Origin of the sequence: Pseudomonas canadensis, assembly GCF_000503215.1 — a bacterium.
Classification (GTDB): Bacteria; Pseudomonadota; Gammaproteobacteria; order Pseudomonadales; family Pseudomonadaceae; genus Aquipseudomonas; species Aquipseudomonas canadensis.
Genome location: NZ_AYTD01000013.1, coordinates 1 through 20,438, shown reverse-complemented (window position 1 = coordinate 20,438; position 20,438 = coordinate 1). Strand labels below are relative to the sequence as shown.

26 protein-coding genes are annotated in these 20,438 nt (G+C 59.1%); 13 read left to right on the top strand and 13 right to left on the bottom strand.

Features of this window, described 5'->3' with window-relative positions:
- Positions 1-83: 83 nt before the first annotated feature.
- Positions 84-686: a LuxR C-terminal-related transcriptional regulator gene (locus U367_RS0108750; RefSeq protein WP_028616609.1), complete on the bottom strand. Its 603-nt coding sequence runs from the start codon at positions 684-686 to the stop codon at positions 84-86.
- Between the two features lie 116 nt (positions 687-802).
- Here U367_RS0108750 and U367_RS0108745 point away from each other — a divergent pair, with 116 nt between their 5' ends.
- Positions 803-2,416 carry an ATP-binding response regulator gene (locus U367_RS0108745; RefSeq protein ID WP_028616608.1) on the top strand — a complete coding sequence of 538 codons (1,614 nt, stop codon included), beginning with the start codon at positions 803-805 and terminating at the stop codon, positions 2,414-2,416.
- Here the strand turns inward: U367_RS0108745 and U367_RS0108740 are convergent.
- Positions 2,406-2,741: a hypothetical protein gene (locus tag U367_RS0108740; RefSeq protein WP_028616607.1), complete on the bottom strand. Its 336-nt coding sequence runs from the start codon at positions 2,739-2,741 to the stop codon at positions 2,406-2,408. The two genes, U367_RS0108745 and U367_RS0108740, sit on opposite strands and share 11 nt — an antisense overlap.
- 175 nt (positions 2,742-2,916) lie before the next feature.
- On the opposite strand from U367_RS0108740, the gene U367_RS0108735 reads away from it, so the two are divergent.
- Complete coding sequence (locus U367_RS0108735; RefSeq protein ID WP_028616606.1) at positions 2,917-3,387, top strand: GNAT family N-acetyltransferase; 471 nt, start codon at positions 2,917-2,919, stop codon at positions 3,385-3,387.
- A 122-nt stretch (positions 3,388-3,509) separates the two neighbouring features.
- On the opposite strand, the gene U367_RS0108730 is transcribed toward U367_RS0108735, so the two are convergent.
- Complete coding sequence (locus U367_RS0108730) at positions 3,510-3,995, bottom strand: HIT family protein (protein WP_028616605.1); 486 nt, start codon at positions 3,993-3,995, stop codon at positions 3,510-3,512.
- Positions 3,996-4,120: 125 nt separating this feature from the next.
- On the opposite strand from U367_RS0108730, the gene U367_RS0108725 reads away from it, so the two are divergent.
- Complete coding sequence (locus U367_RS0108725) at positions 4,121-4,450, top strand: DHCW motif cupin fold protein (protein WP_028616604.1); 330 nt, start codon at positions 4,121-4,123, stop codon at positions 4,448-4,450.
- Here U367_RS0108725 and U367_RS0108720 read toward each other — a convergent pair.
- Entirely contained in the window at positions 4,437-5,468 is a 1,032-nt protein-coding gene (locus tag U367_RS0108720) for an NADP-dependent oxidoreductase (RefSeq protein ID WP_028616603.1), read from the bottom strand. The genes U367_RS0108725 and U367_RS0108720 overlap by 14 nt on opposite strands.
- Before the next feature lie 87 nt (positions 5,469-5,555).
- On the opposite strand from U367_RS0108720, the gene U367_RS0108715 reads away from it, so the two are divergent.
- Positions 5,556-6,491 carry a LysR family transcriptional regulator gene (locus tag U367_RS0108715; RefSeq protein WP_028616602.1) on the top strand — a complete coding sequence of 312 codons (936 nt, stop codon included), beginning with the start codon at positions 5,556-5,558 and terminating at the stop codon, positions 6,489-6,491.
- 209 nt (positions 6,492-6,700) lie between these two features.
- Here the strand turns inward: U367_RS0108715 and U367_RS0108710 are convergent, their stop codons facing one another.
- Positions 6,701-7,168, bottom strand: a complete 468-nt coding sequence (locus tag U367_RS0108710) for a copper chaperone PCu(A)C (RefSeq protein ID WP_028616601.1) — start codon at positions 7,166-7,168, stop codon at positions 6,701-6,703.
- The gene (locus U367_RS0108705; RefSeq protein WP_016976099.1) at positions 7,168-7,776 is read right to left on the bottom strand and encodes an SCO family protein; all 609 of its coding nucleotides are present in this window, start codon (positions 7,774-7,776) and stop codon (positions 7,168-7,170) included. Before U367_RS0108705 ends, U367_RS0108710 begins: the two co-directional genes overlap by 1 nt.
- A 163-nt stretch (positions 7,777-7,939) precedes the next feature.
- On the opposite strand from U367_RS0108705, the gene U367_RS0108700 reads away from it, so the two are divergent.
- Together U367_RS0108700 and U367_RS0108695 are read left to right on the top strand one after the other, a co-directional pair.
- Positions 7,940-8,323 (top strand): DUF2946 domain-containing protein, encoded by a 384-nt coding sequence (locus U367_RS0108700; protein ID WP_028616600.1) that lies wholly within the window; start codon positions 7,940-7,942, stop codon positions 8,321-8,323.
- A gap of 62 nt (positions 8,324-8,385) precedes the next feature.
- Entirely contained in the window at positions 8,386-8,931 is a 546-nt protein-coding gene (locus U367_RS0108695; protein WP_028616599.1) for a putative natural product biosynthesis protein, read from the top strand.
- Positions 8,932-9,057: 126 nt separating this feature from the next.
- Here U367_RS0108695 and U367_RS1000000130745 read toward each other — a convergent pair whose 3' ends face one another.
- Both U367_RS1000000130745 and U367_RS0108690 read right to left on the bottom strand, forming a co-directional pair.
- Positions 9,058-9,339 (bottom strand): hypothetical protein, encoded by a 282-nt coding sequence (locus tag U367_RS1000000130745; RefSeq protein ID WP_073860007.1) that lies wholly within the window; start codon positions 9,337-9,339, stop codon positions 9,058-9,060.
- 65 nt (positions 9,340-9,404) lie between these two features.
- Complete coding sequence (locus U367_RS0108690; protein ID WP_028616598.1) at positions 9,405-9,881, bottom strand: hemerythrin domain-containing protein; 477 nt, start codon at positions 9,879-9,881, stop codon at positions 9,405-9,407.
- 267 nt (positions 9,882-10,148) lie between these two features.
- On the opposite strand from U367_RS0108690, the gene U367_RS0108685 reads away from it, so the two are divergent.
- Entirely contained in the window at positions 10,149-10,355 is a 207-nt protein-coding gene (locus U367_RS0108685) for a PLDc N-terminal domain-containing protein (protein WP_028616597.1), read from the top strand.
- Between the two features lie 58 nt (positions 10,356-10,413).
- Here the strand turns inward: U367_RS0108685 and U367_RS0108680 are convergent, their stop codons facing one another.
- Positions 10,414-10,974: a type 1 glutamine amidotransferase domain-containing protein gene (locus U367_RS0108680; protein ID WP_028616596.1), complete on the bottom strand. Its 561-nt coding sequence runs from the start codon at positions 10,972-10,974 to the stop codon at positions 10,414-10,416.
- Positions 10,975-11,177: 203 nt separating this feature from the next.
- Here U367_RS0108680 and U367_RS0108675 point away from each other — a divergent pair, with 203 nt between their 5' ends.
- The 3 genes from U367_RS0108675 to U367_RS0108665 are packed head-to-tail and all read left to right on the top strand — an operon-like array spanning position 11,178 to position 12,543.
- Positions 11,178-11,390: a hypothetical protein gene (locus tag U367_RS0108675; RefSeq protein WP_028616595.1), complete on the top strand. Its 213-nt coding sequence runs from the start codon at positions 11,178-11,180 to the stop codon at positions 11,388-11,390.
- 2 nt (positions 11,391-11,392) lie between these two features.
- Positions 11,393-11,824, top strand: a complete 432-nt coding sequence (locus tag U367_RS0108670; RefSeq protein WP_028616594.1) for a hypothetical protein — start codon at positions 11,393-11,395, stop codon at positions 11,822-11,824.
- Positions 11,821-12,543: a DUF72 domain-containing protein gene (locus U367_RS0108665; RefSeq protein WP_050587849.1), complete on the top strand. Its 723-nt coding sequence runs from the start codon at positions 11,821-11,823 to the stop codon at positions 12,541-12,543. The genes U367_RS0108670 and U367_RS0108665 overlap by 4 nt, the downstream gene beginning before the upstream one ends.
- Here the strand turns inward: U367_RS0108665 and U367_RS0108660 are convergent.
- The gene (locus tag U367_RS0108660) at positions 12,523-13,308 is read right to left on the bottom strand and encodes a DeoR/GlpR family DNA-binding transcription regulator (protein ID WP_028616592.1); all 786 of its coding nucleotides are present in this window, start codon (positions 13,306-13,308) and stop codon (positions 12,523-12,525) included. The genes U367_RS0108665 and U367_RS0108660 overlap by 21 nt on opposite strands.
- A gap of 121 nt (positions 13,309-13,429) precedes the next feature.
- On the opposite strand from U367_RS0108660, the gene U367_RS0108655 reads away from it, so the two are divergent.
- The gene (locus U367_RS0108655; RefSeq protein ID WP_028616591.1) at positions 13,430-14,590 is read left to right on the top strand and encodes an alpha-hydroxy acid oxidase; all 1,161 of its coding nucleotides are present in this window, start codon (positions 13,430-13,432) and stop codon (positions 14,588-14,590) included.
- A 192-nt stretch (positions 14,591-14,782) separates the two neighbouring features.
- Here U367_RS0108655 and U367_RS0108650 read toward each other — a convergent pair whose 3' ends face one another.
- Entirely contained in the window at positions 14,783-15,709 is a 927-nt protein-coding gene (locus U367_RS0108650) for an alpha/beta hydrolase (RefSeq protein ID WP_028616590.1), read from the bottom strand.
- A gap of 163 nt (positions 15,710-15,872) precedes the next feature.
- Between U367_RS0108650 and U367_RS0108645 the strand changes: the two genes are divergently transcribed.
- Positions 15,873-16,730: an SDR family NAD(P)-dependent oxidoreductase gene (locus U367_RS0108645; RefSeq protein WP_028616589.1), complete on the top strand. Its 858-nt coding sequence runs from the start codon at positions 15,873-15,875 to the stop codon at positions 16,728-16,730.
- 11 nt (positions 16,731-16,741) lie between these two features.
- On the top strand, positions 16,742-17,329 hold the full coding sequence (locus U367_RS0108640; RefSeq protein WP_028616588.1) for an NUDIX domain-containing protein: 588 nt from the start codon (positions 16,742-16,744) through the stop codon (positions 17,327-17,329).
- 152 nt (positions 17,330-17,481) lie between these two features.
- Here the strand turns inward: U367_RS0108640 and U367_RS0108635 are convergent, their stop codons facing one another.
- On the bottom strand, positions 17,482-17,805 hold the full coding sequence (locus U367_RS0108635; RefSeq protein WP_028616587.1) for a contact-dependent growth inhibition system immunity protein: 324 nt from the start codon (positions 17,803-17,805) through the stop codon (positions 17,482-17,484).
- Positions 17,802-20,438 (bottom strand): RHS repeat-associated core domain-containing protein (locus U367_RS01000000129960; protein ID WP_032864166.1); only part of this gene is annotated, 2,637 nt, incomplete at its 5' end. The genes U367_RS0108635 and U367_RS01000000129960, both read right to left, overlap by 4 nt.

The window sequence follows — 20,438 nt, the reverse complement described above, 5'->3', positions numbered from 1 at the left end:
TAAGCTGGGAAGTGAGCATAAATATCGGATGCAGGGCTGACCAAGCGACTGGCAAGCAGCGTCTTTGGTGAACCCGCTTACCACTAAAACTCCCCGGAATACTTCACCGCTGCCGCCGCCCGCGACGGCACATCCAGCGTGCGCAACAACGACGACACATGGATGCGCACGGTAAACGGCGAGATATCCAGGGCCTTGGCGATTTCCTTGTTGGTCTTGCCTTGGGCGATCAGGCGCAGCACGTCCTGTTGGCGGGCGGTGAGGGTGTGGGTGTCCAGCGGCAGCAGGCCGGAGGGGGCGAACTTGACCAGCACTTCGCCTTCGCGGATGGCCAGCAGGGCCTGGCCGATCTCATCGGGGGCGATGTTCTTGCCAATGAAGCCATCTGCGCCCAGGGCCATGACCTGATCGATCAATGCCGGGTCATCCACCATCGACACCACGATCAACGTGGTGCGCCGCAGTTGCTGGCGCAGGTCGACCAGTTGGCTCATGCAGGTCAGGCCGGGGAAGCGCAGGTCGAGGATCAGGGTATCGACCTCGCCGCCTTCTCGGATCAGCGCGAGCACCGTTTCCAGGTCGCCAGCTTCCTGCATCAAAGCGTCCGGCAGTATGCGCTGTACGGTGCGCAACATGGCCTCGCGAAACATTGGGTGATCGTCGGCGATGATGATGCGACCGGTCATAGGAGTGCTCCTTCCTGGGGCAAGGCTGTGCAGTTGCATGCTACCTTACCACCGCGCCCTGGGCCTGCCTGGGGTGTGTGAAGGAATTGATGACTGCCGCACAAGGACGTAACCCCATGAGCCTTGAGACCAACTCCGAACTCGATCAAGCCAACCTGCGCATTGTGGTGGCCAGCATTGCCATTGTGTATATCGGCGCGCTGGGCTTCCTGCCCGGACAGTCGGTGGACACCTACCTGCCGGTGATCCTGTATATCTTCCTGTTCCTGCTGGCCTCCATAGTCTTGCGCCAGGTGATTGTGCGCTGGCCCGGGCATTATCCGGCACGGCGGATCTTCGGCATGCTTCACGACTACACCGGCACCTCGTTCGGTATGGTGGTCGGCGGCGAGGCGGCCTTGCCATTGTATGCGGTGATGGTGTGGGTCAACCTCGGCAATGGCATGCGCTACGGCTCGCGATACCTGGCGATTGCCACGGCGTTGGCGTTGCTGGCGCTGCTGATCGTGTATCGCCTCACACCGGTGTGGCAGGCGCAACCTTTCATGGTGCTGATGCTGATGATCACCAGCACGGTGATCCCGGTGTACGCGCATATCCTGCTGGAGCGCACGCGCAAGGCATCTGAGCAGGCCATCGCCGCCAACCTGGAAAAATCCCGTTTCCTCGCCCAGGCCAGCCATGATTTGCGCCAACCCATCCACTCCATCGGCCTGTTCACCGCGTGCCTGCGCGAAGCCCGGCTGGGCGATGAAGAGCGGCGCCTGGTGGATAACATCGACCGTTCGCTGCTGAACGTGTCGCAATTGTTCCGCTCGATTCTCGACCTCTACACCCTCGACAACGGCCGCCTGCTGCCTAAATACCAGGCGGTACACCTGGGCGAGTTCCTTGCCGACCTGGTGCGCCAGAACGCCGAGGCCGCGCGCTGGGCGGGGGTGGAATTGCGCCTGCGGCCGTGCGCGCACTGGGTGCTGGTCGACCCGGCGCTGTTGGCGACCATGGTGCAGAACGTGCTGTCCAATTGTTTCAAATATGGCGCGCATCGTCCGGTGCTGATCGGCGTGCGCATTCGCGACGGCGGCTTGGCGGTGGAGATTCATGACCGGGGGCGAGGGATTGCCGAGGAGCATCTGTCAAAGGTCTTCGAGGAGTTTTATCGGGTACGCCACCTGCGTGACAAAGACGTCGAAGGCGTGGGCCTCGGGCTGTCCATCGTCAGGCGTTTGGGGCAGTTGATGGGGGTTCAAGTGAGCCTGCGTTCACGAGTGGGTCATGGCACTTCCGTAAGCCTGTATGGCCTCACCCTGGCCACCGCGCCGCGAGCAACGGCTCCGCGTGATGACACGCGCCAGGCCGGGTTGCTCACCGGGTTGAAGGTGTGCCTGGTGGAAGATGACCACAACGTGTTGCTCGCCACCCAGGCGCTGCTGGAGCGCTGGGGATGCGAGGTGCAGGCGGCGTCCTCGGGGCGTGATCTGGTGAGTGATTGCGACATCATCGTCGCCGACTACGATCTGGGTAACCACGCCACCGGTATCGAATGCATTGATGCCCTGCGCGAACAACGTGGCTGGGCGGTCCCGGCGCTGATCCTCACCGGGCACGATGTGGAGAAAATCCAGGCCGCGTTGCACGACCGTCAGATCGCCATTCTCTCCAAGCCTGTGCGCCCCGCTGAACTGCGCGGTGTTCTGCGGGACCTGAGCCAGGAGGCGGTTACTGGGTGAAGCCCTGAAGGGGGTTGCCGCGTGCACCTTTGGGCTGGCAGTAGGCGGCAGGCTTCATCAGCCCAAAGCTCGCCACCGCGAACGCTCCGCCGCTGGCACCGCTGGGCACTGAGCAGTTGTATTCGCCGGAGGCGGCACTGGCGACGTAGTAGGTGGTCATCGAGTCGCTGCGCACATTGGAGATACGCTTGACCGGCTCACCCAGGTTGGTTTCCGACAGCGTCTTGAGGTGGTCTTCGGTAGGCTTGATGTTGCTGCAGCCGGCCACGCCGATGATCAGGGCACCCAACAGGGTAAGGCGGGTAACAGAGGATTGCAGTTTCATGGTGCTTCTTCCTTGGGGTTGTTATGGTTTTTCCAGCGCACAACGCGCCCACGCGCAAGAGATGCACGGTGCCGAAGGAGCGCTGGAAGTGTCGGGGAATATAGCGCCGCAGGGGGGAGGGGTCGATTAGCACAAGTGTGCTAATGGCACGATGATTTCATGGAAGGAGCGTGAAATGCTGGAGATAAAACGGGCTACCCCAGAACACGCCCAGGTGGCGTTCGACATCCGCTTGCAGGCCATTCGCGGCCAATGCATCGGCGCGTACACGCGCGAGCAAATGCTGCTGTGGACGCGGGGTAAGGCCGAAGATGGTTACAGCGCGCTGATGGATAAACCGTTTTACCTGGGGTGGGTGGAGGGTCAGGCGGTCGTCACTGGAATGCTTGATCCGGACAACAATGAAGTCGGCGCGCTGTTCGTCCTGCCGGATCACACCGGATGCGGCTATGGCAAGGCGATGCTGGATTTTCTAGAGGACCAGGCGCATAAGCGGGGCATCCCCACATTGGTGCTGGATTCGACGCTGAATGCAGTGGATTTCTACCGCGCGCACGGGTATGCGGGAGATGAGGAGGCGGTCTATCACTCACCATCAGGGTTGCAGTTGGCCTGTATCCCGATGACTAAACACCTTACGACCTGACACCCAACCCCTGTAGGAGCCGGCTTGCCGGCGAAAAAATCACGGACGCCGCACTCATCCAGAACACCAGTGTCATCGTTGCCGATTTTCGCTGGCAAGCCAGCGCCTACAGTGGAACTGTTTCAATCATCAAAACGTGCCTGTAGGCGTTCGATGACCTGCGCCACCGAGGCTCCGTGGATTACCGGTGGTGTGAGGCTCTCGCCAAACTCACGCCACACAAACAGCGTTAACTCCGCGCCATCGGTCAACGTTTGCGTCGGGGGCTGCGAGCCAAAATCCTGCAGCAAGCGATACCGATCATCCCGCCAGAATGCTTCCTCCACCCAGTCGTACACCGGTATGAAATGAAAATGCAGCGGGAATCCCGGCATGTGTCCATAGCGGCTGATGTACAGCCATTTCGGCTTGAGCTGCGCTTCTACCACTCGCTGGGTTTTCGCCAGCAGCCCACCCAACTCGGCCAGCGCTGCTTCCGGCATGTCGGCCAGGGAATGGATCGGTCTCTTGGCGCCCAACATCAGGTAGCCGGGCAACGCCGAGGCCAGGTGGTGGTTGAGCAGCCAGTGTTCGGTTTCGTGAAGGATGTACGCGGGGTCGATGTGCATAAGCGAATCCAGGGGAGCGGTGCGAGCAGGATACCTGTATCCCAGAAAAGCGTTTGATCTGTGCCTATCGCCCGTTGCTCCAGATGATTAGCCTCAAGCCTCGCTAAATAACCATCGAGCCCACCATGGAACTCACTGCCGTCCCTTTTGGCACCACCGACTGGTCTACTGTCGAACCTGCCATTCACCCAGGCATTACCGGCAATGCGTTATGGCGCACCTGCCACTTCGGCACAACCCGCGTGCGCATGGTCGAATATACCCCCGGCTACCTTGCGGATCACTGGTGCTGGAGAGGGCACATTCTGTTGTGCCTTGAAGGCGAGTTGCACACCAAATTGGAAGACGGCCGTCAGTTCACCCTGACGGCCGGAATGAGTTACCAGGTGGGCAATGACATGGAAGGCCATCGCTCATCGACGACTAGTGGGGCGAAGCTGTTTATTGTGGATTGAGGCGCACGATCAACTTGCCGAAATTGCGACCTTCCAGCAGCCCGATGAACGCTTCGGGTGCCCGCGCCAGTCCGTCGACAATGTCCTCGCGCCATTTGAGTTTGCCTTCGGCGATCCACTGCGCGGCGTCGTGCAGGAATTTGTCCTGCTGCTGATCGACAAACTCGGTCTGGATAAACCCACGCACGGTCAGGCTCTTGGCGAGAATGTCATGCATCGTTGCAGGCAATCGGTCCATCGTTGCTTCTTGAAGGGCGTCATCGTTGTAATGAGCGATCAGCCCGCACACGGGTATACGCGCAAAATCATTGAGCAGCGGTCGCACGGCATCCCAGACAGGTCCGGCGACGTTCTCAAAGTACACGTCGATACCCTGGGGGCACGCCATGGCCAGCTGTTCGGCAAAGTCCGCTGCGTGATGGTCAATGACCGCATCAAAGCCGAGTTCGTCTTTCACGAATGCGCACTTATCCGCTCCCCCGGCAATGCCCACGGCACGAGCACCGTGCAGGCGGGCGATCTGGCCGACCACTGAACCGACTGCACCGCTGGCGGCTGCGACGACTACGGTGTCGCCGGGTTTGGGTCTGCCGATATTGAGCAGGCCGGCGTAGGCCGTGAAGCCCGGCATGCCCAGCACGCCGAGGGCGGTGGTCAGCGGTGCGACGCTTGGGTCCAGGCGGCGCAGGTCTTGTCCGTCAGACAACGCGAAGCGCTGCCAGCCGGCGTAGGCCAATACGATATCGCCTGCGTGCCAATCGACGTGACGTGAGTGCTTGATACGCGCCACGGTGCCGCCGACCATCACCTCACCGATGCCCACCGGCTCGGCATACGATTTGGCTGCACTCATGCGCCAGCGCATGTAAGGGTCGAGAGACAGGTAAAGGTTTTCCAGCAGCACCTGTCCATCGTTCGGCTCGGGGATCGGTGCGTACTCAAGGCGGAAATCGCTGGTTTTCGGGCGACCTTCGGGGCGAGCGGCCAATACGACGCGCGGGTTCTGGGGGTTATCCATGATGTTTCTACTCACTGATTGAACAGGCTGAGCAGCGTAGTCATACGATGGGTATCAAGGTAGGCTGATAGCGGTTGATTCAGAGTTATGCCAAACATGATATCCGACGCGTTCGAACCTTATTTGCTGCGCACCTTTGTTGCGGTGTGTCATCACGGCAGCCTCAGTGGCGCCGCGCACCAGGCGGGCAGGGCGCAATCGGCGCTGAGCGCGCAGATTCGCCGGCTGGAAGAATTGCTCGGGCAACGCCTGTTGCGTCGCACCGGGCGTGGCGTGGTGCCGACCACTGAGGGCGAACTGTTGCTCAGCTATGCCACACGCATCCTGGCGTTGGGCGAAACAGTGGCGACACGCTTGAAGGAGCGTACGGTAATGGGCACGGTGCGCGTCGGCCTGTCGGAAGACGTCGCCGTCTCAGCATTGCCAGCCGCCCTGGGCCGCTTACGCCGTGCCAGCCCCCACGTGCACATGGACATCACCGTGGACCACGGCGATGCACTTGCTGAACGCTGGCACGATGGTTTGCTCGACGTTGCCATTGGCGTGAGCTCGGTATTTGCCGCCGACCCCGTGCATACCTGGAATATGCCGTTGTATTGGGTGTGCGGGATCGATGACGAGATCGACCCGGCGTTGGCGTTGGATGTCATCGTGTACGCCGAACCTTGCGCGTGGCGGCGCCTGATGTTCGACGCGTTATTGACTGCCGGCCGCGATTTCCGTGTCACCGTCACCAGCCCGAATATCGGCGTGATCATGGCTGCCGTGGAAAGCGGCTTGGGCGTCGCGTTGTTGCCTGCCGAAAATATCCGCCCGGACACCATGCGCGTGATCGCACTGGGGCCCAACGGCAGCCCGGCGTTAAGCGTCAATTATGGGTTGTTCGCGGTACCGCGTCAGACCGACAGCATTCGCGCCACGGTCGAGTTGCTCAGCGAGAGTTTTCACCTGATGACGCAGCCAAGGGCAGGTGGCCTGATCCGTAGCGATACACCCCACCCGACGCCCGCGCCAAGCCGATAAAACGCTCGTTTGGTGTGGTGAGCGGGCTTGCCCCGCGCTGGGCTGCGAAGCAGCCCTAAAACCATCCACTGCGTTCTGTCAGAGGGAATTGAGTGCTCTTGGTTGGGGCCGCTTCGCGCCCCAGCGCGGGGCAAGCCCGCTCACCACAGTAAGCTCGCTCACCACAACAGAACTGACAAACCTTCCGAACCCGTCAGCCACAGTCCCCATCAATGCATCTTGCTGTGATCCATCCCGTCCACGCCACGGGCCGGTGCCTTCACTTCAATCGCCTGCTGCTCGCCCTTGGCGTTCTGCACTGTCAGGGTCAGCGGCACCTGGTCGCCTTCCTTGATCTGGCCGGTCAGGCCCATCAGCATCACGTGGTAGCCGTTAGGGTCGAGGGACACGGCCTTGCCGGCGGGCAGGGCTACCGAATTCACCGGGCCCATGCGCATCACGTCGTCCTTCATGCTCATTTCATGGATCTGCACGTCCTTGGCCACCGGCGAGGCCACGCTCAACAGTTGGCTGTCGCTGTCGGCGGTGACGGTCATGAACGCGCCGCTGGACGGCTGGCCCGGCACGGTGGCGCGTACCCAGGCGTCGGTTACTTCCACCTGGGCGCTGGCGTGGGCGGCAAGGCCCAGCAGGGTCAGGCCGATGAGGGTGCGTTTGAGGTGTTGAACGGCAGTCATTAGCAGACCTCCATGACGGTGAGCAGGTCTTCTGCGCACTCTTTAGCGGTAAGGGATGCCTGCAGGCCCAGGCGCAGGTTGCCACGGGTGTCGAACACGAAGCTGGTGGCGGTGTGGGACAGTGTGTAGGTGTCGCCGGCGGGGATCTTTTCATAAAAGATCCCGAATTCCTTGGCGGCCACGGCGATTTCTTCCGGGGTGCCGTACAGCGCCTCGAAGCTCGGATCGAAGGCTTTGACGTACTTGTCGAGAATCTCGGGGGTGTCGCGTTCCGGGTCTAGGGTGATGAACACCACCTGCATGATTTCGCCGTCGCGGCCCATCAGCTTCTTGGCCTGCGCGGCGCGCGCCAGGGTGGTCGGGCACACCGCCGGGCATTGGGTGAAACCGAAGAACACCACCGGCATCAGGCCACGGAACGAACTCAAGGTGACGGTTTCGCCGTCGGTGTTCTTGAGCTTGAAGGTACGGCCCATGATCTTGTCGCTCAGGTCCTTGCCGTACTTGAAGTTCAGCTTGGGGCTGTAGTCACAGCCGCCCAGCAGGCTGCCCAGGCCCAGCAGGCCCATTCCGGTCAGCACTTTGCGGCGGGTGAATAAGGTACTCATCAACGTGCATCCTGTGAAACGCCTGCATTGCTCTGGATCAATACGTCAGGCTTTGAGGGCGCCCAGTCTACCAACCCTGGGAAGTGCACGTAATCTGCGACGTTCTGCCACAGGGGCCTGCGACACTTCATCCTTTGGCGGCTCTGGTGGTAGAGTCGCCGCCATGAAATTGAGCCACCCCGACCGTTCCCTGATTGCCTGGGCCCTGTACTTCTGCGTGCTGATGAACCTGTTCGTCTGCGGTTTGGGGCATGGGCAGATGATGGGCCAGGAACTGAATGGCATCGGCGGGGCGTTCTGTTCGGTGGACGGCAAGCCGGCACCACTTTCCGACAAAGGGTTGGGCAGCCCGTCTTCCGGCAACATCTCGAACTACTTTGCTTGCCCGGTCTGCAACGCCTTGACGGTTGCGCTGGTGTTTCTGGTGGGTCTCGCCTGGCTGTTGGGCCTGCGGCAAGCCCCTCGACCCGCTCACCAACGGCGCAACAAGGCGCCACCGCGTTATGCCTGGCCTTCGGCCAACCCTCGCGCTTCCCCCACTTTCTGACGTATGCCTTGGGCCTCCCGTGATCGGGCGGCATTCCATCGTCATGACTGTGAGTGCGTTTCATGAACCACCTGTTGCCCGCAGGCGCCAGCCGCCTGGTCAGCAAGGCGTCCCGCCGCCTGCACGCGGAACCGGCGCCGCCTGAATACCCGAGTAATTCCCGCAGCTTCGTGCACCTGGATGCGCGGTTGTTGCCGTATTGGCACACCCTGTTCGATATCTGCCCGGCGCTGCTCAAGCTGGATCCGCCTGAAGGATTGAACCTGTTTCGCAGCTTCATGACCTGGGCCTATCGCAACCGGCCGCCGCTGGATTGGACCTATCACCTGAATGTCTGCCGTTGGCTGCTGGGATCGCCGTATCGGTCGCAGATCGACGACGAGCCGATCGAGGCGTTCATGGCGGCGGCTGCGGCGCGTTGGGTCAATACGGATGAAAGTCAGGCCCAGGGTGTGGCCCTGGCCTGGCAGTCGTCACGGGTTGTAGATTGGAAAGACGCCCGGTCTGCAGGGGACGAACAGCAGGCGTTGCCGCCGCCGCCCGGGGATTTCGCCTGGTGCCCGTTAAAGGCGCCGGACAGTTTCAGTGGGTGGTTGTCGGTGCCTTGAGAGGCTGTTACGGCGTGGCCGACCTGGCCTGCGCGCACCCTGCACCCGGCGGAAATGCTCGCTGATGACGGGTATGAACACGGCGACTGGGGGCTGGCGCCCGCGCCGCCGGGAACGAATGAGCCGTCAACTGCCTGAGCGGGTTTTTTGCTGAGTTTCTTTTTGCTGGCGGTCGGCAGGTTTAGCCGGCTTGCTCGGCTGCTTTGCAGTTTCTTTGGTTTTCTTGTCGCTGTCGGAGGGGCTGCTGGGGTAGGTTCCCGGCGGCAGTGCTGAACCGGCAGCGCTGTCGCCACTCAACGCGCTAGCAGCTGGTTCGGGGTTATCGCCAAATGCGGCGTAGGCGGGGCCGGCGAGCAGAGCTGACAGGCCGACTATAAGTAAAATCCTTTGGGGCAATCTGGTCTTCATGATGCAATCCCCTATCGTGATGCATCAAGAGCCTGAGTTTCCTCCAGGCTCGGGTCATGCCTCGATCAGGCCGCCATTGGCTTGGTCGACTGCAATTTTTTATGCGCCGCTTTCATCGCTTCCATTTCAGCGCCCAACTCTTCAAGCAACGCTTTGCCCAGCAGTTTTTTCGCCTGCGGGAACATCTCGGTTTCTTCTTCCTCGATGTGGTGTTCCAGCAGCTCCTTGACCACTTTTACGCGACCGGAAAACTCCGTAGTCGAAGGTTCGGTCTGCTTCAGATCCGGCAGTACCAAGGAATCGACAGTGCGGTGCTCCTCTTTGGCTTCGTGATACATGATGTCCTGCTCCTTGCCACCGGCCTTCCTGAACGCCGGGTAAAGAATTTCCTCTTCGAGCTTGGTGTGCAGGCTTATTTCCGCTTCCAGCTTGGCCAACAGCTCAGTGCGTTTTTTAACCCCGCGTTCGGTGGATTCACTCAATTGGGTCAACAGGGCCTTCACGCGTTCATGGTCGGCTTTGAGCAGGTCAATGGCATTCATGGGTGACACCTCACGGAAATATTCAGGGCATGTCGAAATGCATGCCTCGTCCCGTACTCAGGTGCATCAGTTGTACCAACTTGAGCTATTTTGAATTCATCAAGTAATTCAATGGCCTACGATAAGCTGAAGGTGGAGCGTGTCGTGCAGGTTGCATGGTGTTGCCTGTGACACGTTGCATTCCACAACCCGTGTCAGTTGACGCAAATTTTAATGAACCCTCGCAGCCATCGCTTGACCTAATGCATACGACCTAGGAGGTGAAGCATGGAAATTCAATACATCTGGATCGGGTTGGCGGTGATTCTGCTGCTCTTGGAACTATGGGCCATCAATATCGTACTGCGCAGCACGGGGGGCTGGGAGTCGAAAGGATTGTGGCTGGTCATTCTGATTTTTGTGCCGTTGTTTGGGCTTATCGCCTGGGCGATGTTCGGGCCCAAACGCGAGATGCCCGAGCAGCGTAAAAGTTGAGTCAGGCCTAAATAGACAACAGGCGCCATTGCGGCGCCTGTTTTCGTTCTGCTCGGAGTCAGCCGGCTACAGCTTTGGCGATGGCCTCGCTGAACGCTGACAAATCGTCCGGTGTACGCGACGTGATCAACGTCCAGCCATTGGCCTGGCATTCCTTGACCTCGGCATCGACCCAGCCTGCGGCGCCGGCGTTTTCCAAGTCGATACGTACACTTTTATAGGAGGTCAGGGTCTTGCCCTTGATCACACCTGCATCGATCAAGGCCCATGGCCCGTGACAGATTGCCGCCACGGTTTTACCCGCTTTGACGAACTCATTGATTAACGTCAGCGCCGCCGCATCCTGGCGCAAGGTATCCGCGTTAACGGTGCCGCCGGGGATCACCAGTGCATCGAACTCGCTGCCCGATAGCTCGGACAGCGCCGCATCGGACTCTACCGTCTTGTCTTTCTCGGTATCGCCGACGAAGGTCTGGGTCGTGCCGCCTTTGCTGGAACCGTGGGTCACTGTCGCGCCATAGCCGCGCAGCGCTTCCAGGGGCTTGAGCAGTTCATCGCGCTCGATACCGGTGTTGGACGTGATGACCAGAATCTTCTTGCCGTTAAGGTTTGAACTCATGATCGAGTGTCTCCTGATGGGGGGGGAAGGATGGATGGGGTATGGGAGAGTTGATCCGGCCCGGGTGGCAAAGGTTTAAATTAATTTGCGCTTATTTCTTGGATGGTTGGCGCGGTCAATTTCCTTGAACTATCCAAGGCTGAAGGCTTCTGCTGCATAGGTGCCCGATATTTCTGCGGGCATTCATTGATTGGAGAATCACCATGACTGCCGATAAGACCCCAGCACCCATCAGCTCCGAAGAAGCTCAGCAGGGCACTGATAAAGCCACAAAAGGCCAGACCCTGGAGCGCCCAAATCCCAACACCGAAACCGTCGATAAAGTGCTGACGCCCACCTCGATCAAGGACACCGAGCGCCAGACCAATGCCATCAACGAGCAGGCCGCCAAGGCCGAGCGCAAGCTGGGCCATTAAACATGGCCCGTTCTATCACCGCGTTGGAGTTGGGCATCGAACTCAAACCCGACGATGATGACGGCCTCTTCAAGTGGTTTATCGCCAGCTTCCTGATGGGCAAGCGCATCCAGGCACCGATTGCCGCACAGGCCTACAAGGTGATAGTTGAAGAGCAGGGCCGCGACACGGCGCGCAAGCTGCAGCACTGCACATCGCGTGAGTTGGTCGCCATGCTCGGGCGCGCGCATTACGTGCGCTATGACGAAACCACCGCGCAACGTTTGCTCGACCTCAGCGCCAAGTTGAATGCTGAGTACGCGGGAAAGATTACGCATATGCGCAGGGCCAGCGAGAGCCGAGCGTCCTTCGAAAAGCGCCTTGGGGAATTCGATGGTGTGGGGCCCAAGACCATCGAGATTTTCATGCGCGATGCCGCCAAGGTGCTGTTTTGACGGCAACCCTGTTTGTGGGCTGTGCCGGCTGGAGTTTGCCGCGTGAGTACTGGGCAGCATTTGCCGACGAGGGCACGCATTTGGAGCGTTATGCTTCGCGCTTCAATGCGGTGGAAATCAACAGTTCGTTCTATCGTCCGCACTTGGCGAAGACGTACGCGCGTTGGGCACATTCGGTGCCGTCGGGCTTTGGTTTTTCGGTCAAAGTGCCCAAGCGCATCACGCATGAATTGCGCTTGCAGGGCTGCGAGGCCGCACTGGATGCGTTTCTCGGGCAATGCCTGCAACTGGGTAAAAAGTTAGGTTGCCTGCTGGTGCAATTGCCGCCTTCGTTGAATTACGAACCGGTTGTTGCCAACGCATTCTTCACGCTGTTGCGCCGACGGTTTACAGGCGCTGTCGTATTGGAACCACGGCACGCGAGTTGGTTAGCGGCTGAAGAGATGCTGCAGGATCTGCAGATTGGGCGAGTGGCTGCCGACCCGCCGGTCATCGAGGCGGGAAATGCTCCGGCCGGTTGGCAGGGCGTGCATTATTGGCGCCTGCACGGAGCACCGCGTATCTACCACAGTGGTTATGGGCCTGAACGCATTCAGGCGTATGCGCGTTTATTGAGTGCGTCTGTTGCGGCTGGCATTCCCACCTGGTGCATCTTCGACAATACCGCCAGCGGTTTGGCCACGCCCGACGCGCTGTGCCTACTCGACTTCCACGCGTAGCACTTCCAACCCTAGTTGCTCATACGCCTCCACACTTGGTACATGCCACTCGGTAATCAACGTGTGAATACGGCTGCACGGTGCCACCACAAAAGGCTCCACGGCACCGAGTTTATCGGCCATGGTCACCGCTACCACATGGGAGGCGCTGTCGAGCAGAGCTTGTTTGACCGCCACCTCATCAAAATGCAGCGAGCTGATGCCCACTTGCGGATGCAGCGCACACACGCCGGTGAACAGTAAATCGGCCTTGATGCCCTGGATCATGCGCACAGTTTCATGGCCGCTGGTGGACAGGGTCGCCGGGTTGAGCTGGCCGCCCGTGAGGATCACTTTCACATCGGGATGGTCGGCCAAGGCGATGGCGATCATGGGCGATGTCGTGACCACAGTGAGGCGAATCGAGCGCGGCAATGACTGGGCAATCTGCAGCGTGGTAGAGCCGGAATCGAACAGTACGATCTGCCCATCTTCCACACGGTCGGCGGCCAGCCGCGCAAGGTGACGCTTGGCTTCGCTGGTCTCGCCGACGCGAGTGAAGAAGTCTTTGCCGGTGTCTTTGGGCCGGGGCAGGGCGCCACCGTGGACGCGTTGCAACAGGCCGGCGGCCGCGAGTTCGCCGAGGTCGCGGCGGATGGTGTCCTGGGACACGGCAAAGTGTTCCACCAGCTCCGAGGCGGTGACTTTGCCATCGCGCTCTAGCAGCAACAGGATTTTCTGTTTGCGCAAAGAAGGCAGGTCGATGTCGTGATGAGTGTTGTGCATGTTTGTGCGCTTTTTTGCAGGTTTCTGCGAGGTTAGCCGTACGGCTATCTAAACGCAATGGCTGGTTGCGCAGGCGATGGGCGGTTACTCTCAGCATTCAGTTCAGGGAGAGGTGACCTAGATGTCGTTGATTACAACCATCGAAGATTTACGCAAGCTCGCGCAAAAACGTGTCCCACGCATGTTCTACGACTACGCTGATTCCGGCTCCTGGACTGAGAGCACTTACCGGGCAAATGAAAGTGATTTTGCCAGCATCAAGTTCCGCCAGCGGGTGGCGCGCAACATTGATGAGCGCTCGATCCGCGCCACGATGATCGGCCAGGAGATGGCCATGCCGGTGGCACTGGCACCCACCGGATTGGCCGGTATGCAGCACGCCGATGGCGAGATTCTGACCGCGCGCGCCGCCGCCGCATTTGGCCTGCGCTACACCTTGTCGACCATGAGCATCTGCTCCCTGGAAGACATCGCCGAGCACGTCGGCCAGCCGTTCTGGTTCCAACTCTATGTGATGCGCGACCGCGGCTTTATCGAACAACTGATCGAGCGGGCCAAGGCTGCCGGTGTGGATGCGCTGGTGCTGACCCTCGACCTGCAGATCCTTGGCCAGCGTCACAAGGATTTGATCAATGGCCTGTCGGCGCCGCCGAAACTGACCTTGCCGAATATCCTCAACATGGCCACCAAGCCGCGCTGGGTGATGGGCATGCTCGGCACTAAACGCCGGGGGTTCGGCAACATCGTCGGGCACGTGAAAGGCGTGGCAGACATGAGTTCGCTGTCTTCCTGGACCGCCCAGCAGTTCGATCCGCGCCTGAGCTGGGATGATGTGGAGTGGATCAAGAAGTGCTGGGGCGGCAAGTTGATCATCAAGGGCATTCTTGATGTAGAAGACGCTCGCCTAGCGGCGAACGCCGGTGCCGACGCACTGGTGGTGAGCAACCACGGTGGCCGTCAACTGGACGGTGCGCCTTCGAGCATCAGCCAGTTGCCGGCGATTGTCGAAGCGGTGGGTGAGCGCATTGAGGTATGGCTCGACGGTGGCATTCGCTCCGGCCAGGACGTGCTCAAAGCGATGGCATTGGGCGCCAAAGGCACCATGATCGGCCGCCCGCATTTGTATGGTTTGGGCGCGATGGGCGAGGCGGGTGTGACCAAGGCGCTTGAGATCATCGCCCGTGAGTTGGACGTGTCGATGGCATTGTGTGGGTATAACGATATACGCGATGTGAATCGCGAGATTTTGTTGCCCGGTACATTTCCTGAAAGCTTTTGCTGAGCAAAAAAAACGTAAAAATATAAAAAGAGTTGTCCACGAAAACCGTGGGTATCTCTGTGGATAACTTTGCGAAGCCCCGGCAGGGTTGGCGATTTCGGCAGAGGTCATTATTTGATCAACTTCTGTTTTGGCCCAGTATGGGCAGGGTTTGCGCTTGACACGCAAGCGCGAACCCAGTGCCGAAATACGCTTTTACGAGTCTGCGCTTCGACCTGTGGAGTGTGTGGCAACCTGGTCCGGCATCTTCGCGTGCATCAGTTTTTCCAGCGCCTGGCCATAGCTGCGACCGGCCAGGCTCATGCTGTTGTTATGGCTGGCACCGGGCACCAATAACAGCCGCTTGGGTTCCTGGGCAGCTTCAAACAATTGCTGGCTGAAACGCGGCGGCACGTAGCGATCATCAAGGCCATGCACCACCAGCAGCGGCATATGGATATCGGCAATCTTGTCGATGGAATCGAATTTCTGCGACAGCAACCAGCGCACCGGCAACGAGGTATTCGCCACGGCCGTGGCCACATCTGCCAGCGACGTGAAGGTGGATTCGATCACCAGCCCGCGCACCGGCAGTGGAGTCTGTTTGCCCAGCTCGGCAGCCAGGTCGATGGCCACCGCGCCCCCCAGGGAATGTCCGTAGATCAGGCGTTTATTCGGGTCCGGTTGCAGCACCTGGAAACGTTCCCAGGCGACGCGCGCGTCTTCGTAAACCGTGGTTTCCGAAGGCAGCTCGCCGTGGCTCTGGCCGAAGCCGCGATAGTCGATAGCCAGTACCGAATAACCCAGGGCGTGCAGCTGCTCGATGCGAAACAGTTGCCCGGTGAGGTTCCAGCGCACGCCGTGCAGGTAGAGGACCGCGGGCGCGTCTTTGTTGTCCGCCGGGTACCACCAGCCATGGATATTCTGTCCGGCTTTGAAACTGGCCGGCTTGAGTTCGAACTCTTGCACCGCCTTGGGCAAGCCGCTGTACCAACTGGCGGTACCCGGCTCGATGCGAAACACCAGTTCGCGCTCCTTGTGTTGCAGCACCGCGCAACCCACCGGCAGGCCGACGATCAACAACGCCATGCACACCATGGGAAACCAGCGCAGGCTCAGGCGCGAGAGAAAACGAGAGGACATGAAGGTTCCAGGAAAAAGGTGAAGCAGGGGTTTTACCAGATGGCCCAGCCAGGCAGGAATTAATTCGACAGCCGTCAACGGGGATTGCTTGCAAAGTATTACAGCATTGAACAAGGCGCGCCGAGGTTGTTAGGGTGGGCGGCCCGAACAGGAGAGCAAGCACATGGATTTCACAGGCAAAATTGCAGTCATCACCGGCGGTGCACGCGGGTTGGGTCTCAGTTACGCACGGGCTTTGGCCCAGGGCGGCGCACGGGTGGTGATCAGCGATATCGGTGCCGACAATGCCGGCGCGGGCAGCGATGCCTCGGTGGTCCAGGCCGCGGCAGAAGCCTTGCAGGCCGAAGGCTTGAACGTGATCGGCCACGGCGGTGACCTGTCCACGAACGCGGGTTGCGAGCAACTGATCACCTACGCCATCGAGGCCTTTGGCCAACTCGACATCCTGATCCACAACGCCGGCTGGGTCGGTTACCAGAACATCGCCGACCTTGACGCCGCGTTCCTGCAACGCGCCATGGACATCAATCTCTACGCACCGCTGTGGCTGTGCAAGCACGCCTGGCCGCACCTGCTGCGCTCATCTGCGCCGCGCATCATCCTCACCACCTCCGACCGCGCCATGTACGCACAGTATGAGCAGACCGGCCTGGTGGCCTACAGCGCGGGCAAGATGGCGCAACTGGGGATCATGAACGCGTTGAGCCACGAAGGTGCTGAGGCCGGGATCAAGGTCAATGCAATCTCACCGGTCGCCAAGACGCGCATGTGGGGCGTGACCGAAGAACCGGACGAACTCAAGCCCGACTGGGTGACGCCGGGCGTGCTGTTTCTCGCCTCCTCACAGTGCGAGGACACGGGTTATATCCTGCGCGCCAGCAACGGCCAATTCACGGCCACGCGCTTCACCGAAAACCCAGGGGTGGACTACCCGCGCAACCTCGCACGGATCAAGGCGAGTAGCGCCGAAGCAGTCGCTGCTGCCTGGAACAGCATCAAACAAACACAACCCTTTTCTTGAGAAACCCGAGCATGGACAACAGCCCCGTTCGCATCACCGCCGAAGAGACCCTCTCGGAAAACTGGTACCTGCTGAAAAAATACAGCTTCGACCTGCGCCGCCGCGACGGCAGTTGGCAAACCCAGACCCGCGAGGTATACGACCGCGGCAATGGCGCGACCATCCTGCTGTACAACCGCGAGCAGCGCACGGTGTTGCTGATCCGCCAATTTCGCATGCCGACGTTCGTCAATGACTACCCCGGCTACCTGATCGAGGCGGCGGCCGGTTTACTCGACAACGCCAGTCCCGAAGAACGTATTCGCCTGGAAGCGGAAGAGGAAACCGGGTATCGCGTGGGGCATGTGGAGAAGATCTATGCGGCGTTCATGAGCCCGGGGTCGGTGACGGAGCGGATCCACTTTTTCATCGGTGAGTATCAGCCGGGGGATCGGGTGGGGAGCGGCGGTGGGCTGGAAGAGGAGGGTGAGGATATCGAGGTGCTGGAGCTGGGGTTTGAACAGGCGCTGGGGATGGTGCAGAGCGGGGAGATTGTGGATGGGAAGACCATTATGTTGTTGCAGCATTTGGAGTTGCGGATGCTCAAAGAAGGGTGGTGAATTCGCTGATTAGCGGGTGAATACGATCATTGTGGTGAGCAGGCGGTGCCGAATTAACTAAAAAAACCATTGCCTGGATTGGGGCCGCTGCGCGGCCCAACGCGAGCAAGCTCGCTTGCCACAGGAGTGGGTCTCGCTTTATTAAGCGTCGTTTAGTTTTTTTCATTTTTCATTTGGAGGATTCCATTTTTCAGTATTGATACGACATGTCTCAGCCAAGTGATTCCGTCGGGCCATTCGCTGCGATAATAATAATAGCAACCGATATCACTGAATAAGTAATTTTCGAGCTCTTGCTCTGTCGTTCCACTTCGCATTAGCTTATCTAGTTCTTCTTGCACTTCTAATAGCGTATCTTCAGATGATTCGGAGATAAAATATTTAATAACGTCGTCCGCTTTTTTGTGGTCATCAACCCAGTCTTGATTGAAGTAACCCGCAAGAAATTGCTGTAGCTCAGGATAGTCTTGATTCATGGGTTTGGAAATCCAGTATGAATTCGGTAGCCAGTATGCATTTTATGATCTCTACGGATTATCAGTTGAATTTCCTTTCCCGGAAGCGCTGTTGTGCTGTTCTTTTTAAAGCTCGTGCCTACGGGGTAGTTGGTTTTTTGAGTGATGACGGTTTGATTCTTTGTTCCCTTTAAAAATTTATCGATTTTTGCTTTGTTTTGATCCAGTACAGTCGATACTTCATGCTCTGCGCTGGCTCTGTCATGGAAAGTAGAGGCGGCTGGGATGTGTGGTTCTTGTTTCAAACGGTCCAACAATTGTTTGTCGCTTCTACCTATGTGCTTTTCCATTAAATGTCCTCCTGCCTTCTCATGTGCATCTAAACCTCCTCCCGGAACTATTACGCTATAGGGCCCTTCAGGACAGTTCGCGTTCTTACAGTTTAGGCCTAGAGGATCTATCCATCCGATTGGATTCTGCGCGTACTGATACGCGTTGATGCCTCCTGCCAGTTTCACCGGATCAGGCGTCAGGTAGCGACCGACATCCGGATTGTAGTAGCGATGACGGTTGTAGTGCAGCCCACTTTCTTGGTCGAAGTATTGGCCTTGGAAACGAAGCGGATTGTCCACTTTTCCTATGTCGAGACGGCTGATTTCGCCGTAGGCGCGGTAGTGCGCGGACCAGACGATTTCGCCGTTGGTATCGGTGAGTTCCTGCGGGGTGCCGAGGTGGTCGAGTTGGTAGTGGTAGGGCTTGGTTTCCTTTGGACCAAAGCCTTCCAGCAGCGCCAATGGCCGGAAGCTGTCGGGCTCGTAGAGGTAACTGCGGTGGCGATCCGTCTGGTGTTCGGCGATGAGTCTGTCGCCTTGCCAGAAAAACTCGGTAGTTGTGCTATCAACGGTCTTGCTGATGCGCCGCCCAAACGGGTCGTAGCGATAGCTGGCGGTCTGGCCGTTGGGTTTTTTGATGCCGATCAGGCGGTGCTGGCAGTCGTAGCGGTATTCAGTAACGAGTTGATGGCCTTTGCCACGCCGTTCGCGGATAAGGTTGCCGAAGGCGTCGTAGTCGTAATGGTGGTCGCCTTGGATCATCAGGCGGTTGCCGGCCACGATGTCGGGGCCGGGGCGGTTTTGCATGAGCAGGTTGCCGGCGGGGTCGTGGCCGAAGCGTTCTTGCTCGCCTTGCGAGTGGTTGGCCCGGGTGAGGCGGTTTAGCGGATCGTAGTGGTAGTGGTGGTCGCCTTTGTGGGTGTCGAGCAGGCGGGTGAGGTTGCCGGATTTGTCGTAGTCGTAGTGGCGTTGGTAGAGGGTGTGTTGCTGTTGGGTAACGGCGTGGGCGTGCAGGCGTTGTTGATCGTCGTAGTGGTAGTGGCTGATCAGTTGGCCTTGTTGGCGTTGGTGTTCCTGACCGGCCTTGAACAGGTGGGAGGTAAGGGTTTCACAGTTCAGTTCGACGGTGACTAGGTGGCCGCCTTTGCCGTGGTTGAACGCCACCCGATTGCTGTCGGGCAGGCGTAGGTTTTGCAGTTGGCCGCAGGCGTCGTAGCCATAGCGCAGCGTGCCCCAGCCTTGGTGTTCGGCGGTGAGACGGTTTTGGCTGTCGTACTCGTAGGCCAACGCCCAGTGGCCATCTTCGACGCTTAGGAGATTGCCTTGACGGTCGTAGGTGTAATCGACATGGTTGCCGTCGGGCAGGGCTTTTCTTACGAGCCGTCCGACATAATCGCGCTCGTAGTGGGTAACCAGCTGACTACCGTCATCGCCATGCTCGGTCTTTTCCTGCAGGTTGCCGTTGAGGTCGTAGAGGTAAGCAGTGCGCTGGCCGTCAAAGCCGGTTTCCTGTTGGATCAGGCCATTGGTGTGATACTGGAGTCGGTAGGTTTCGCCCACCTCATTTTCGATCTCGGTCAGCAATAACCGCACATTGTCGTAACGGTATTTGATCTGAGTGCCATCGGCGTTGATGCGCCGGCTGATCAGGTGCAGGCCATCGGCGTATTCGTAGCGAGTGACGTGGCCGAGTTCATCGCGTTCGGAGGTGATTTTTCCGTACGCGTTGTAGGTATATTTACGCGTATCACCGCTCGGCAAGACGATTTGGACTAATCGTCCTACGTGGTTCCACTCAAATTGCGTGAGCGCGCCGTGTTCGTCTTCCAGGCTGATTTTTCGCCCGAGATCGTCATAGCGGTAGCGCTTGACTCCGCCATTCGGCAACTGCTCTTCAAGCAATTGCCCGTGCTCATTCCAGACCAGTCGGTGACAGCTGTGATCCGGCAGCCAAACCTGCGTCAGTTGTCCGCGTTTGTTGTAGCTGTAGTCAGTAGCGTTGCCGTCAGGATCGGTCCTACGCGTAACGTCGCCCTGGTCATTACGCTCATACTTCCAAACCGCTTCACCACGCCGCACAACCCGTACGAACCCATTGTCATGCTCGTAGGTCGTCGGCTCATCATTCCCCCGAAACAACGCCACCAAACGCCCAGCTTCGTCGTACTGGTAGGCCGTGATCGCCCCCAACGGATCTTGCTCAACCGTCAGCCGGCCTTTCTCATCGTAGGATTTGAAGTGCTCAGCACCGTCAGGATCCACCCGCTGCACCAGCCGCGCCCGCTGGTCATGCACATAGACTTCCTGGCTGCCATCGGCGTT